Origin of the sequence: Pseudomonas sp. FP597, assembly GCF_030687435.1 — a bacterium.
Taxonomy (GTDB): Bacteria; Pseudomonadota; Gammaproteobacteria; order Pseudomonadales; family Pseudomonadaceae; genus Aquipseudomonas; species Aquipseudomonas lactucae.
The window spans coordinates 2,790,587-2,803,863 of record NZ_CP117432.1 but is presented as its reverse complement, the minus strand read 5'-3'; the positions used below and the strand labels follow the sequence as shown (position 1 = coordinate 2,803,863).

The window sequence follows — 13,277 nt, the reverse complement described above, 5'->3', positions numbered from 1 at the left end:
CTTACCCTCGTGAGATCAGAACAAGTGCCGCCACAATCAACACCAAGGCGATCCAACGCTCGCCATTGACCCGCTTGCGCGCCGCGCCGAACCAACCGAAATGGTCGATCAGCACGCTCTTGCCGACCTGCCCCGACAGAATCGCGATCATCGTCATGGCAATACCGATATGGGGCGTGGCCAGGGTCAGCACCACCACGTAGATGGGCCCGAGGAACCCACCGATCAGCTGCCAGCGCGGCAACTCGGTCAGCGCAGGGCCCTTCTGCGGACCACTGAACAGCAACAGCAGAGACAGGACCGCCGCGCCAACGCCAAAAATGCTCAACGTCGCCCATAAGTGCCCCACCTGCTCGCCCAATGGCCCGAGCAAGCCGGCCTCTACCGACAGGCCCATGCCAGCCAGGATCACCAGCGGCAACAGCAACAACCGCAGAACGTTATGTTGGGGTCTGGCTGGCGCCACACCGTCGATAGAACTGGCCCGCATACATCACCTGCGCTTGAACAAAGAATTGATGGCGCGGATTATCCGGTGGCTGCGCTGTGCAATAAATGGGAGCATGCCGACAACACCTTTGCGCAGAACGCACAACCTGGAGCCACGATGCAGGGTTTGAACGAACTGAGTTTCAAGGCGCTGCGCCTGTTTGTCGCGGTGCTGGACCACGGCAGTTTCTCCGAAGTGGCACGCCGCGAGGGGCTGGCGCCCTCTTCGATCTCAAGGCAGATCCAACTGATGGAGCAGGCCCTCGGCCAGCAGTTGCTCTATCGTCATACGCGCGCGGTCACGCCCACTGAGGCCGGGCGTTTGCTGGGACGCCATGCACGCGTGGTGCTTGAACAACTCGAAGCCGCCAGCCAGGCCTTGCAGGAGCAGGAACGCGAACCCTGCGGCCTGGTGCGCATCAATGCGCCGATGGTGTTCGGCCAGCGCCACCTGTCGCCGTGGCTGGGCGAGTTGTGCCGGCGCTACCCCAAGCTGCAACTGGATATCCAGCAAACCGACACCTTCGTCGACCCGTTGCAAGACGGCACCGACCTGCTGTTCCGCATCGGCGTGCTCAACGACTCCAGCATGCAGGCGCGCATCTTCGCGCCCCAGCGCTTTCGCATCGCCGCCAGCCCCGCCTACCTGGCCCGCCACGGCACGCCCCGCCACCCTGACGAACTGAGCGAACATCACTGCCTGGCCTACAAAGGCATCAACGGCCAGGAACGCTGGTTCTTTCGGCGCGACGGGGGCGACTGGACGCCCTACAGCGTCAAGGGCCCGATCACCGGCAACCACGCCGACACCCTCACCCACGCCGCCGAACAAGGCCTGGGGCTGGTGGTGTTTCCGTCCTGGCTGATCGGCGAAAGCTTGCGCGCCGGGACCTTGCAGGCGGTGCTCACGCAATACGAGGTCGCGACCACGCTGGAGCCGCAGCAGATTGCGGCGTTGTGGCCGGGGAGCCGGCGGCTGTCGCTGAAGGTAAGGACGGTGATTGACTATTTTGTCGCGTGTTTTGGCACCGTGCCGTATTGGGACAAATGAGGAAATTTCCTCGTCGAAAACGTAGGCTCGTTCTGTTTTTACGGGCCACTATCCGGCAAAGCCCGAAAACTGATTGAAAATGCCGCAGAGATTTACGTCAGTGCTGCAACATTCTGGGAAATGGCGATCAAGGCAGGGTTGGGGAAACTCACCCTCGACCTTGCTGAAATCCGTGAGTACTGCCTGGAGAGCGGTTTTGTCGAACTGCCGGTCACCTCAGAACACGCCATTGCGGTGAAGGATCTTGAGCCTCATCACAAGGACCCTTTCGATCGGCTCATCGTAGCAACCGCCATGAGCGAGCCGATGAAACTGTTGACGGCCGATCCTCAGGTTGCCCTCTACACTTCCCTGGCAATCCTGGTGTAGGTCTCGTTCAACAGCGAGTGCTCACGTCAGAACACCCACTGCGCAATCAACCACCCATTCGCCCCGCTGATCACAGCAAACAAAAACCACGCCAGTACCCGGGTCGGCAATCGATTGACGAACGGCCCCATCAGTTGTTTGTCACCGGTCATGCGGATCAGCGGATACAGCGCAAAGGGCAACTGCAGGCTCAGTACCACCTGGCTCAGAATCAGCAATTTGCCGATGGCATCGTCGCCCATCAGCCACACGCCGAGAAATGCCGGGATCAACGCCAGCCCACGGGTGATCAAGCGGCGTTGCCAGCAGGGAATACGTAGGTTCAGGTAGCCCTCCATGATCACCTGACCAGCGATGGTGCCGGTAAAGGTCGAACTTTGCCCGGACGCCAGCAAGGCAATGCCGAACAGGATGCTGGCGAATGCGCCGCCGACCAGCGGATCAAGCAGATGGTAGGCGTCCTGGATCTCCACCACGTCGGTGTGGCCGGTCTTGTGGAACGCAGCGGCGGCCAGCACCAGGATCGCGCCATTGACCAGCAAGGCCAGCGCCAGGGAGCCGATGGTGTCGATGCGCGCCAGCTTGACCGCGTCCTGTTTGCTGGCCAGGTCCTTGCCAATCAGGCGGGTTTGCACAATGGAGCTGTGCAGGTAGAGGTTATGCGGCATGACGGTAGCGCCCAGAATACCGATGGCCAGGTACAGCGGCGCGGCATCGCTGATGGCCGAGAGTGAGGGGGTGAAGCCGCTCAACACGTCCGGCCAGTAGGGTTTGATCAGTAGCAGCTCGACAAAGAAGCACACGCCGATGGTCGCCACCAATGCCAGCATGATCGCTTCCAGGCGGCGGAAACCCCGGTTCTGCAAAGCCAGGATCAACAAGGTGTCAAACGCCGTGATGACAATGCCGGTGGTCAACGACACACCCAGCAGCAAGTGAAACGCCAGCGCACAGCCAAGCACTTCGGCCAGGTCCGTGGCGATGATCGAGATTTCCGCCAGCACCCACTGGGTCCGCGCAGAGCGCTTGCTGTAGCGCTCGCGGCACAATTGCGCCAGGTCCTTGCCGGTGGCGATGCCCAGCCGCGAGCACAGGCACTGCACCGCCATCCCCGCCAGGCTGGCCAGCAGTACCACGAACAACAAGCTGTAGCCGTAGCGCGAACCCGCCTCGATGGCGGTGGCCCAGTTGCCCGGGTCCATATAACCGATGGAGACCAGCAGGCCGGGGCCGGCGAACATCAGGATGCGCTTGAAGAACGAAGCGTTGGGGTCAACGACGACCGAACCCGCCACTTCCGGCGGGCAGAATGGGGCGGTAGCGATTTTTGGCAGGCTGAATTTCACGCAGTATCCCAGGCAAACACACTAGACAGGCGCGCAGCTTATCAGTCGGATGCGACCGTGCGCATCACCGTGTCCCGAGGCAGCTCAAACGCTTCCACCACCTGTGCCACCAGGTCCATCTCCTGATTCAGCGCCTCACGCTCCATGCGCTGGCGAATCACCCCGATCACCAGCACCGCCAGGGTGGTGATCGAATAGGCGGGGCCGGAAAACGCCCGCACGCCGCTCACCAGCAGCATTGCCGCCGCCAACGCCTGGCCCACCACCGGTATTGCCGTGGCCGCGCCCCGGCGCAGGATAAACCCGGTGAGGCCGGCCAATGCCGTACCACTCAACGCGGTGGTGGCCGAACGGCCGATGTCGATGCGATTGAACACGCCCTGCTCTTTTAGCGCGGCGGCCTTGAGCTCGGCGTCGAATACCTGACGGTCGGCGTGACTGAGCTTGTCTTTGTACTGCTCGATGAGGGTCTCTGCGACCTGGGCTTCAAGGTCTGCCAGCACCACGCTTGCAAGCGGCTGGTCAAATTTGATCCCGAGTCGCTGCGCCACATCTTCGGCGATCTGGCGATAACTCACGCCATGACCACGGGCCAGGTTCATGAAGCTGTCGCCCCCCATGCGCTGCAACTCGATGGCCAGTTTAAGCGGCTCGCGTACCTTGGCATCAATCGACGCGCTGCGTTTTTGCGCCATCAGTTCGGCGAGGAACTTCAACTCTTCCGGCCGCGCCTGCACCAGGGCCGGGAACAGTTCGACGTCCTCCTCGGCAAAACGCACCTCGGCACTGCGCTGGTCGGAGCGGATCATGCCGCGCCGCTCGTGCAGCAGGTCGGTGTACTGCACCACCGTCTGCAACTGCGGCCAATAGGCGGCATGGTCGAAGCTGGCCAAATGCACATTGCAGACCTTGGCCTTCAGCGCCGGAGTCACCGGGATTGCATACCGCCCAATGCAGCGTTCGGTGTCCGGCTTCAGGGCCAGCGCCCAGTCCTTGCTGGAATGGCAGTTGATCACCCGGCCCTTGAGCGGCGCCGATACGTCATCCCAGGGGCTGGAGGTACAGATCGCCCCGCCCATCAGCAGCAGGTTGTCCAACGGCAGCTCGCGTGCGGTTTCAGGGCTGGCCAGCAGACTCTTGACCAGAATCCGCGCCCCCAGCGAATGACCGATCAGGTTGATGCGCCGCACCTGCAGCGACTCACCGTGCAGGTACTCCGCCAATTCCGGCAGCAAACTCCTGGCCACTTCGTCCACCCGCGCCTCGACACTTTTATAGTGATCAAGAAAATACGCGATCGCCTTGCCCACCCCCACAGTGGCGGCCCCCAGGCCACCGCCGCCGAGCATCGCAGCGATCACGTCCTTGAACGGCGCAAACAGATTTTCCAGAAAGTGCCCCGCCGGCCAGAACAGCATCAAGTTGGTCGAGCCTTCGATACCGGCCAGCTGTGCCTTGAAGCTGCCCAGCTGTTGCCGGTTGAAAAACGCCGAGTAGCCGTGAACGTAGAGATTGAGCACATCGCCCTGGGGCTCACCGCACAGCACGAACGTGGGCTTGCGGGTGCGGTGCATTTCATCCCACTGGTGTTGCATGGGGCGCTGACTCCTGGTGACGGGGAAGCGATAGTAACAAAGGGAGAGCGACAGGAAAGTGAATCCTGACCGGGCAAGTCCAAGCGCCTGAGAATGCTCAATAAGCGAAATTGTCGATCTTCACCTGCCCATCGGGAAAGGTTGCAATAATTTCCAGCTCACCTCCCATCGCCCGGATGTAGTTGCGCAATGTGCTGATGTACATGTCTGTACGCCGCTCCATCTTGGAGACAGCCGCCTGGTTGATATTCAATGCTTTGGCCAGGCTCTCCTGGCTCATTTGCTGAGCCTTGCGCAGCTCGTGCAGCGGCATTTCCTTGAGGTGTTGCTCAAACAGCTGCTTGGCCTCGACGCGAGATTGCGGCGTCATGTGGGCTTGAAGTTCAGCGAATTTTTTAGCCATGGTTACGGCCCTCTTTACGCAATGCTTCCAAATGTATGTCGTACAGCTTTTCTGCCACCGGGATGTGCTCCTCGTACCATCGGCGCTGTCCGGTCTTGTCACCACCTATGAGCAATAAAGCGCATCGCCGTGGATCGAATGCATACAACACACGATAGGGTCGCCCAGCGTGCTGTATCCGTAACTCCCGAAGGTTTCCATGTCGAGAACCTTTGATATCGCTACTGTGGGGATAGCCCAAACCAGGTCCGAAAAGCCCTAGCAGATCAACGCTGGCACACACCGAAACCTGTTCCCTTTCGCCCAGATCATCCCACCAATCTGCGAATTCATCCGTGTATTCAATGTCCCAGCCCATGCAAATATGCCACCCAAGGAATATAAACTCAAGAATCTAAAACTAGGTTCGAATGTCCCTGGCTTCCACCCGCGCCCGAGGGCAAATTGTTTGGATATCCTTCCGGAATCACCGCTGGCCCCGTCATCGCCCCATGACCGATGGCGCGATATCTCCCCACCGCGCAGCAAAAACACAATTTTCGAAATGTAAAAAGCGCTCTAATACGCACCTGTTGATTGGCTTTAAAGATTCTGGAGTTCGCAATGCCCCATGAAGGCAACCTGTTACAAGCAGCCGTAGTGTTCCTGCTCGCCGCTGTGCTGACCGTGCCGCTGGCCAAGCGCCTGCAACTGGGCGCGGTGCTCGGTTATCTGTTTGCCGGTGTGATCATCGGCCCGTCAGTACTGGGCCTGATCGGCAACCCGCAAAGCGTCGCGCAGTTCTCCGAACTGGGTGTGGTGTTGTTGCTGTTCATCATTGGCCTTGAGCTATCGCCCAAACGTTTATGGGTAATGCGCAAGGCCGTGTTCGGTGTCGGCCTGGCCCAGGTGCTGTTGACCGGCTTGGTGATGGGCGCGGTAGCACTTTGGGTCTTTGGCCAGGCCTGGAACAGCGCCATCGTGTTGGGCCTGGGCCTGGCGCTGTCGTCCACCGCGTTTGGCCTGCAAAGCCTGGCCGAGCGCAAGGAGTTGAACCAGCCCCACGGTCGTCTGGCGTTTGCGATTCTGCTGTTCCAGGACATCGCCGCGATCCCGCTGATCGCCATGGTGCCGCTGCTGGCCGGCAGTGATCACCCGACCACCGAAGCCGAAGGCTTGCAACACGTGCTGCAGATCCTCGGCAGCATCGCCGTGGTGATCATCGGCGGGCGCTACCTGTTGCGCCCGGTGTTTCGCATCGTCGCCAAGACCGGCCTGCGTGAAGTGTCCACGGCCACCGCCTTGCTGGTGGTGATCGGGACCGCCTGGCTAATGGAACTGGTGGGTGTGTCCATGGCCCTCGGCGCGTTTCTCGCCGGTTTGCTGCTGGCGGACTCGGAGTACCGCCACGAACTGGAGTCCCAGATCGAACCGTTCAAGGGCTTGCTGTTGGGACTGTTCTTTATCAGCGTGGGCATGGGCGCCAACCTCGGCCTGCTGCTCAGTTCACCGCTGGTGGTGATTGGCCTGACCCTGCTGCTGATCGGCCTGAAGCTGCCGTTGCTCTACGCCGTGGGCCGACTGGTGGGTGACCTCAACCGCGAAAGCGCCCTGCGCCTGGGCGTGGTACTGGCGGCCGGCGGTGAGTTCGCCTTTGTGGTGTTCAAGATCGGGCGCGACCAGGGCCTGTTCGAACCGCACCTCTACGACATCCTGGTGCTCACCATTACCCTGTCCATGGCGGTCACGCCATTGTTGTTGCTGGTGTGTCCGAAGCTGTTCAAGCCCAAGGTCAAACCGGTGGAAGTGCCCGAGGAATACCGCGCCATCGAAAGTGACGCGCCACGCGTGGTGATTGCCGGCATGGGCCGTATGGGACAGATCGTGGCGCGGATCCTGCGCGCGCAGAATATCTCGTTTATCGCCCTCGACACCTCGGTGGAAACCATCGAGCTGACCCGCAGTTTCGGCGGCATGCCGGTGTTCTATGGCGACCCGCAACGCCCCGAAATCCTGCATGCGGCCAAGGTCGACCAGGCCGAGTTCTTTGTGATCGCCATGGACGACCCGGAGATCAACATCAAGACCGCCGAACTGGTGCGCAATCTTTACCCACACATGAAGATCATCGCCCGCGCCCGTAACCGCCAGCACGTGCATCGCCTGGTGGACCTGGACGCCTCGCCGATTCGCGAAACCTTCTATTCCAGCCTTGAAATGAGTCGCCGCACCCTCGTGGGCCTTGGGCTGAGCCAGGCCCAGGCGGATGCGCGCATCACCCGCTTCAAGAACCACGACCTGCAAGTGCTCGCCGCCCAGCACGCGGTATACGACGACGCGGCCAAGGTGATGCAGACCGCCCAGGAAGCGCGAGCCGAATTGGCGCGGCTGTTTGAAATGGACAGGCTTGAGGAAGAGTCCGACAAGGTGTAAGGCTACGGATGAACGAAATTGCGAATTTTCTGACAGAATGCTCCGCAATTTCGTTCATCCCCTGGAGCGCTTCATGGCCACCTTCACCAAGACCGCTGCCCTGCTGGTCCTCGCGCTGACCGCCGGCGGCGTGTTCGCCGCCGCCAAGCCGACCACCCAGACTATCTCCACCCTGGGCGGCAAGTTCACCTTCACTCTGCCCAAGGCCTATACCGCCGACACCCTGCCGGCCGGCAAGGCCGAGGACGGCACCGCCGCCACCCAAGGCACGATGTACGCCAACCAGACCACGAAAAGTGTGGTGATCGTCGCCGAAACCCTGCGCAAAGACGGAGTCAAGATCGGCGACAACGACCCGCAGTTCCTCGACGGCGCCGTGGCCGGTTTCGTCAAGGAGCAGAGCGCCGCCCTGCCCGACTTCAAGAAACTCGGCGAGAAAAAACTGACCCTCAAGGGCCTCGGCCTGCGCCAGGTGGACAGCACCGCCACCCAGGGCGGCGGCAAGACGCTCAATTCCACGTTCCTCGGTGGTTCGGGCAACCAACTGGTGGTGATCCAGGCGATCTCACGGGCCGATGATGCGAAGGGGCATGCTGCACTGGTGAAACAAATCACGGGCAATAAGTAACCCGATCGCCCAAACAGTGAATATCCAATGTGGGAGGGGCACCCCTCCCACATTTCAACCGTGCTCACTTTACATTCGATTCAAGCCAGGCCTTCAGGTCCTGCACTTCCGCCTCGCTGATGGTGTGCTTCATCCCTGGGTAAGCATGAAATTCCGGCTGCAACCCCAACCCCACCAACACTTCATTCGCCCGCGTCGCCGACGCATACGGCAGTGCCTGATCCAGGGTGCCGTGGCCGATAAAGATCGCCAGTTTGCCCAAGCGCTCGTCCGGCTTGAGCTCAGCCTTGAGCACCGGCAGCACGCTACCACTGAGCGCCGCAATACCACGCACCTGTTGTGGATCACGCAAGGCAACCTCGTAGGACATGATCGCACCCTGGCTGAAGCCCACCAGGAATACCCGGTCAGGCTGGGTGTGATACTTGGCGCTGGCTTTGCCGATAAAATCCTTGATCAGCTTGGCGCTGCTCTGCAAATCTGCGGTCACACCATCGTAATCGCCGTCGCCCGGCGTCTTGGTAAACCAGCGAAAGCCATCCGGTTGCACCGGCGTCGGCGCGCGGACCGACAGGTACGTCCAGGTGGAGGGCAATGCGTCCTTGATGCCGAACAGGTCTTCCTCATTGCTGCCGAACCCGTGCAAAAAGATCACCAGCGGCTCGTTGCGCGCGTCGCTTTGAGTCTGTTCCAGGTACGCGAGTGGCAAATCGGTGTGCAACTCGGAATCAGCGTGGGCAACGCCGGCCACCAGGGCCAGCGCGAGGGCAAGGCGTTTGAACATGGGATGCGACCTCAGGGTTTGCGCAACAAATAAGTGTCCATGATCCAGCCATTGGCCAGGCGCGCGGCCTTGCGCACCCGTTGGATATCGTCAGCCACTTCGCAGACCTTGCCGCTGATCAGGATCTCGTCCGGCGTGCCCAGGTAGGCGCCCCAGTAAATATCCAGGTCCTGATCGGCCACCGTGCGGTAGGAATCTTCAGCGTCGAGCATGACCACCAGGGTATCGGCATCACTGGCCTGCCCCGCCGCCAGGCGGCGGCCGGTGGTGATCTCGACGGACTTGCCGATGCGGTTCAACGCCACCTTATGCTGGGCGGCCAGGGCCTGCACGCTGGTGATGCCGGGGATCACTTCAAACTCAAATGCACAACGGCCACTGGCCAGGATCGCCTTAAGGATGCGGATAGTGCTGTCGTACAGCGCCGGGTCGCCCCAGGCCAGGAACGCGCCCACCTCCCCGTCGGCCATTTCCTCGTTGATCATGCGTTCGAAGGTGGCTTGCTTATCACGGTTGAGGTCCTGCACGGCGGTGGTGTAGTCGATCTCACCGCGCGCACGCTCCGGGCAATCGGCCTCGACAAAACGGTAGCCGGGCTCGGTGATATAGGTTTCACAGATCTCGCGGCGCAGGTCGATCAGTTTGTCTTTGCTCTGGCCCTTGTCCATCAGGAAAAACACGTCGGTGCGGTTCAGCGCCTTCACGGCCTGCATCGTGATGTAGTCAGGGTTGCCGGCGCCAATGCCAATGATCAGGATGCGTTTCATGGGTTGCTCTCATTGCGGGGCGTGGATTTTGCCATGTTCACCTACTCAGGCGTGAGTTTCCAGGCGCAGGCGCCATACGTCGTTGAAGCGCAATTGGGTTGCCGACAGCGGCTCGACGTCGATCCGGTAAAACATCGAGACCGGGAACTGCATGACGTACAGCAGCGCGGCGCGGATCACAAAGGGGTGGGTGATGGCCACGACATGGCCAGGCTGGGCTTCGACGGATTTGATCCACTGCGCCACCCGCGCGCACACCTGATCGACCGACTCGCCGCCATGGGGCGCGCGGGAGCTGTCGGTACGCCAAGCGGTCAATTCGTCGCTATCAAGCTGGCCGATAGCCTGGCCTTTCCAGGTGCCAACATCACCGTCACGCAGGGCATCGTCGATCACTGGATGTGCGCCAAACAACCCTGCGGTCTGCCGCGTACGTGCTTCCGGACCACACAGCAGACGCGGGGTTTTCTTGTACTGTCCGGCCAGGGATAACGCTGCGCCTTGCCAATCCATCACCACCGACTCGTCATCGGGAAAGCGCCCCTGTTTTTGCAGGGGCGTGACGGCGTGGCAGATGAGGGTCAAACGGGTGGCTTGCATCGTGGATCGCTGATACGCAGAGGTCGAGGCCACCAAGACTGGCGCAGTTGGCCTTATGACGCAACGCCTTGGGCCAGATAGAGCACTTGGTAACCGGTGCCCGGATGGCCAGGATCCAGAGCGTGGCTCGATAAAGTGATCCGCACCAGGCGCCATGCCTGCACGTCCAAGGCCAGGAACACCGCGAACGTGTCGCTGCTATCGGCCAACTGCCGATTGCAGCGTTTCTCTTCGACCAGCCTTGCCAACCGGTCAGCCCCCGGTTCCAGCGCCCACTCCTCGCGATACAGGCTCAACGCACTCTGCGCCGGGCCGCGCAGAACATCCAACGGCAACCAGCTCTCAATGTCGGGCCGACCAAAGCTATCGAGCACCTTCTGAAAACGCTCGCCGAGCAAGAAGTCAGCGGCCTGCAAAGGGTCGGACCACAGGTACACGGACGCATACAGATTGCTCACGCCCGGTGCCTGCCCACGCTCCTGGGCGATAAATGCCTTGAACAGCAACCCTTCGGTGCGATCCCACACTGGCCCCAATTGCGCGGCGCGGTGGCGTATCACGTCCATGTCGTAGTCGGCAGGCAAGCGGTGTGAATACTGTTTGGCAAACATGAATCAGCTCCTGTGCAGATTGAGCGTCCAGCTTGCGCAGCGGCAATGATTTCAGCAAGATATCGACCAATATAATTGCGATAAACATCCAATATGACTGACACGTCAAAACCCCTTGATATCGATACCGTCCAGGCCTTTGTGCTGGTGGCCGATTTCGCCAGTTTCACCCGTGCCGCCGAAGCCCTCGACACCTCTCAGGCGGCCATCAGTCTCAAGCTCAAGCGCCTGGAAGAACGCCTCGGTTATCGCTTGCTGGAGCGCACCCCACGACAGGTGCGGTTATCGCCTCGGGGTGAGCTTTTTATCGTGGCCGCCCGTGCCCTGCTCAATGCCCACGAACGCGCCTTGGGCGATATGGGCAGCACAGCGCCCCGTCGTCTGGTGATCGGCATCAGTGACCATGTGGCCGGACCGGACTTGCCGATCTGGCTCAGCCGCATGGCGGCCTATGACCCGCTGGTGATCCTTGAAGTGCGTATTGCCTCGTCCCGCGACCTGATGGCCGCCTTCGACCGCAATGAGCTGGACGCGGTGATCGTGCGTAACGAGGGCGACCGCCAGGACGGCGAAGTGTTAGCCGTGGAGCGCTTTGGCTGGTTCGCCGCCCCTGCCTGGCAGCACAGCCCCGGTCAGCCACTGCGCATGGCGACCATGGCCGCGCCTTGCGGTGTACGCCACTTGGCGACACGCGCACTGGATACGGCGTGCATCGACTGGATCGAAGTGTTTGTCGGCGGCGGCGTCATGGCCGTGGGGGCCGCCGTCAGCGCCGGGCTCGGCGTGGCTGCCCTCGCCTACCGCGTGGCACCGGCAGGCGCGGTGGACGTCAGTGAGCAGTACGACTTGCCCCCGCTGCCGGTGAGCGAAGTGGTGCTTTACAGCCGCATCAGTGATGGCCGTTCCAAGGACACATTGCGCGCATTGAGTGCGACGTTTCGCGGCGTGCTGCGCAATCCTTCATAGCGGCGGCAATTGCGTGTGACGAAAAAAGGTGGGAGCGGCGCACCGCCGCTCCCACATTAGATCGTCAACGTTTCAGCAAGGCGTGTTTCACGCCGCCTGGCGTTCCTTTTTCAAACTCTGCATATCGATCACGAACCGATACTTCACATCGCCCTTGAGCATCCGCTCATACGCCTCGTTGATGCTCTGGATATCGATCATCTCCACGTCGGAGACGATCCCGTGTTCGGCACAGAAGTCGAGCATGTCCTGGGTCTCCTGGATGCCACCGATCAACGAACCGGCCAGGCTGCGGCGCTTGAAAATCAGGTTGAACACCGTCGGCGACGGGTGCGGGCTGTCAGGGGCGCCGACCAGGGTCATGGTGCCATCGCGCTTGAGCAGGTTGAGGAACGCATCGAGGTCATGCGGCGCGGCGACGGTGTTGAGGATGAAGTCCAGGCTGTTGGCGACGGCCGCCATTTCATCGGCATTCCTGGACACCACCACCTGGTCGGCGCCCAGGCGCAGGCCGTCTTCGCGCTTGTTCGGCGACGTGGTGAACAACGTGACGTGCGCACCCATGGCGTGGGCGATCTTCACCGCCATGTGCCCCAAGCCACCGAGGCCGACCACGCCGACCTTCTTGCCGGACCCGACCTTCCAGTGATGCAGCGGCGAATAGGTGGTGATGCCGGCGCACAGCAGCGGGGCCACGGCGGCCAGGTTGGCAGCGTCGTGGGAGATGCGCAGCACGAATTTTTCCTTGACTACGATGTTGTCCGAGTAGCCGCCGAAGGTGTTTTCACCGCCGAATACCGGGCCGTTGTAGGTGCCGGTAAAGCCGTTCTCGCAGTACTGCTCTTCGCCCTCGGCGCAGGACGCGCACTGCTGGCAACTGTCGACCATACAACCGACGCCGGCCAGGTCGCCGACTTTGAAGGCCTTCACATTGGCGCCTACCGCCGTGACGCGGCCGACGATTTCATGGCCGGGCACCGACGGGTAAAGGGTATTGCTCCACTCGTTGCGCACGGTGTGCAGGTCGGAGTGGCACACGCCGCAATAAAGAATGTCGATCTGCACATCGTCCGCCCCCGGCGCGCGGCGCTCGAAAGTAAAGGGTTTGAGTGAGTCCTTGGCGTTCTGGGCGGCATAGCTGTAAGTCTTGGCCATTTCGTTCACCTGTGTGATCTGACGTTGAAAGTCAATCGACCAGCATAGACGCTGAATCGTTCAACCGAGCACGTCCATACAATTCCCACCACGCCCCTGCC

14 protein-coding genes and 1 pseudogene are annotated in these 13,277 nt (G+C 61.2%); 5 read left to right on the top strand and 10 right to left on the bottom strand.

Going from position 1 to position 13,277, the window contains the following annotated elements; genetic code table 11:
- Nucleotide 1: 1 nt before the first annotated feature.
- Nucleotides 2-490: a DMT family transporter gene (locus PSH66_RS13115; protein ID WP_003173418.1), complete on the bottom strand. Its 489-nt coding sequence runs from the start codon at nt 488-490 to the stop codon at nt 2-4.
- 117 nt (nt 491-607) lie between these two features.
- Between PSH66_RS13115 and PSH66_RS13110 the strand changes: the two genes are divergently transcribed.
- Both PSH66_RS13110 and PSH66_RS13105 read left to right on the top strand, forming a co-directional pair.
- Nucleotides 608-1,540 (top strand): LysR family transcriptional regulator, encoded by a 933-nt coding sequence (locus PSH66_RS13110; RefSeq protein ID WP_305429303.1) that lies wholly within the window; start codon nt 608-610, stop codon nt 1,538-1,540.
- Nucleotides 1,541-1,588: 48 nt separating this feature from the next.
- Nucleotides 1,589-1,909 (top strand): annotated as a pseudogene (locus PSH66_RS13105) (type II toxin-antitoxin system VapC family toxin); the annotation flags it as partial.
- A gap of 26 nt (nt 1,910-1,935) precedes the next feature.
- Here PSH66_RS13105 and PSH66_RS13100 read toward each other — a convergent pair.
- The 4 genes from PSH66_RS13100 to PSH66_RS13085 all read right to left on the bottom strand — a co-directional run bounded on the left by PSH66_RS13100 (nt 1,936) and on the right by PSH66_RS13085 (nt 5,611).
- Nucleotides 1,936-3,255 carry an Nramp family divalent metal transporter gene (locus PSH66_RS13100; protein WP_141065019.1) on the bottom strand — a complete coding sequence of 440 codons (1,320 nt, stop codon included), beginning with the start codon at nt 3,253-3,255 and terminating at the stop codon, nt 1,936-1,938.
- 41 nt (nt 3,256-3,296) lie between these two features.
- Nucleotides 3,297-4,850, bottom strand: a complete 1,554-nt coding sequence (locus PSH66_RS13095; RefSeq protein ID WP_141065018.1) for a DUF726 domain-containing protein — start codon at nt 4,848-4,850, stop codon at nt 3,297-3,299.
- Between the two features lie 97 nt (nt 4,851-4,947).
- Nucleotides 4,948-5,253: an XRE family transcriptional regulator gene (locus tag PSH66_RS13090; RefSeq protein WP_305429300.1), complete on the bottom strand. Its 306-nt coding sequence runs from the start codon at nt 5,251-5,253 to the stop codon at nt 4,948-4,950.
- A complete protein-coding gene (locus PSH66_RS13085; RefSeq protein ID WP_305429299.1) occupies nt 5,246-5,611 on the bottom strand; it encodes a type II toxin-antitoxin system RelE/ParE family toxin in 366 nt (121 codons plus the stop codon). Before PSH66_RS13085 ends, PSH66_RS13090 begins: the two co-directional genes overlap by 8 nt.
- Nucleotides 5,612-5,856: 245 nt before the next feature.
- Between PSH66_RS13085 and PSH66_RS13080 the strand changes: the two genes are divergently transcribed.
- Both PSH66_RS13080 and PSH66_RS13075 read left to right on the top strand, forming a co-directional pair.
- Entirely contained in the window at nt 5,857-7,665 is a 1,809-nt protein-coding gene (locus PSH66_RS13080; protein WP_141065017.1) for a monovalent cation:proton antiporter-2 (CPA2) family protein, read from the top strand.
- Nucleotides 7,666-7,738: 73 nt separating this feature from the next.
- Entirely contained in the window at nt 7,739-8,293 is a 555-nt protein-coding gene (locus PSH66_RS13075; protein ID WP_003173412.1) for a hypothetical protein, read from the top strand.
- A 64-nt stretch (nt 8,294-8,357) separates the two neighbouring features.
- On the opposite strand, the gene PSH66_RS13070 is transcribed toward PSH66_RS13075, so the two are convergent.
- From PSH66_RS13070 to PSH66_RS13055, 4 genes are read right to left on the bottom strand one after another with little or no spacing between them, the layout of a single operon-like run.
- The gene (locus PSH66_RS13070) at nt 8,358-9,077 is read right to left on the bottom strand and encodes an alpha/beta hydrolase (RefSeq protein WP_003173411.1); all 720 of its coding nucleotides are present in this window, start codon (nt 9,075-9,077) and stop codon (nt 8,358-8,360) included.
- Between the two features lie 11 nt (nt 9,078-9,088).
- Nucleotides 9,089-9,844: a precorrin-6A synthase (deacetylating) gene (cobF, locus tag PSH66_RS13065; RefSeq protein WP_003173410.1), complete on the bottom strand. Its 756-nt coding sequence runs from the start codon at nt 9,842-9,844 to the stop codon at nt 9,089-9,091.
- Nucleotides 9,845-9,889: 45 nt separating this feature from the next.
- Nucleotides 9,890-10,444, bottom strand: coding sequence for a histidine phosphatase family protein (locus tag PSH66_RS13060; RefSeq protein WP_078732793.1), 555 nt, complete (start codon nt 10,442-10,444; stop codon nt 9,890-9,892).
- Between the two features lie 53 nt (nt 10,445-10,497).
- On the bottom strand, nt 10,498-11,055 hold the full coding sequence (locus PSH66_RS13055) for a DUF4865 family protein (RefSeq protein WP_305429296.1): 558 nt from the start codon (nt 11,053-11,055) through the stop codon (nt 10,498-10,500).
- Between the two features lie 93 nt (nt 11,056-11,148).
- Between PSH66_RS13055 and PSH66_RS13050 the strand changes: the two genes are divergently transcribed.
- Complete coding sequence (locus PSH66_RS13050; protein ID WP_141065013.1) at nt 11,149-12,021, top strand: LysR family transcriptional regulator; 873 nt, start codon at nt 11,149-11,151, stop codon at nt 12,019-12,021.
- A gap of 87 nt (nt 12,022-12,108) precedes the next feature.
- Here the strand turns inward: PSH66_RS13050 and PSH66_RS13045 are convergent, their stop codons facing one another.
- A complete protein-coding gene (locus PSH66_RS13045) occupies nt 12,109-13,176 on the bottom strand; it encodes an NAD(P)-dependent alcohol dehydrogenase (RefSeq protein ID WP_003173404.1) in 1,068 nt (355 codons plus the stop codon).
- Nucleotides 13,177-13,277 lie beyond the last annotated feature (101 nt).

Coding starts and splice junctions, on each gene's coding strand:
- PSH66_RS13095 (WP_141065018.1), bottom strand. CDS start 4,850: ATGCAACACCAGTGGGATGAAATGCACCGCACCCGCAAGCCCACGTTC.
- PSH66_RS13060 (WP_078732793.1), bottom strand. CDS start 10,444: ATGCAAGCCACCCGTTTGACCCTCATCTGCCACGCCGTCACGCCCCTG.
- PSH66_RS13090 (WP_305429300.1), bottom strand. CDS start 5,253: ATGGCTAAAAAATTCGCTGAACTTCAAGCCCACATGACGCCGCAATCT.
- PSH66_RS13055 (WP_305429296.1), bottom strand. CDS start 11,055: ATGTTTGCCAAACAGTATTCACACCGCTTGCCTGCCGACTACGACATG.
- PSH66_RS13115 (WP_003173418.1), bottom strand. CDS start 490: ATGCGGGCCAGTTCTATCGACGGTGTGGCGCCAGCCAGACCCCAACAT.
- PSH66_RS13045 (WP_003173404.1), bottom strand. CDS start 13,176: ATGGCCAAGACTTACAGCTATGCCGCCCAGAACGCCAAGGACTCACTC.
- PSH66_RS13085 (WP_305429299.1), bottom strand. CDS start 5,611: ATGGGCTGGGACATTGAATACACGGATGAATTCGCAGATTGGTGGGAT.
- cobF (WP_003173410.1), bottom strand. CDS start 9,844: ATGAAACGCATCCTGATCATTGGCATTGGCGCCGGCAACCCTGACTAC.
- PSH66_RS13110 (WP_305429303.1), top strand. CDS start 608: ATGCAGGGTTTGAACGAACTGAGTTTCAAGGCGCTGCGCCTGTTTGTC.
- PSH66_RS13080 (WP_141065017.1), top strand. CDS start 5,857: ATGCCCCATGAAGGCAACCTGTTACAAGCAGCCGTAGTGTTCCTGCTC.
- PSH66_RS13070 (WP_003173411.1), bottom strand. CDS start 9,077: ATGTTCAAACGCCTTGCCCTCGCGCTGGCCCTGGTGGCCGGCGTTGCC.
- PSH66_RS13075 (WP_003173412.1), top strand. CDS start 7,739: ATGGCCACCTTCACCAAGACCGCTGCCCTGCTGGTCCTCGCGCTGACC.
- PSH66_RS13050 (WP_141065013.1), top strand. CDS start 11,149: ATGACTGACACGTCAAAACCCCTTGATATCGATACCGTCCAGGCCTTT.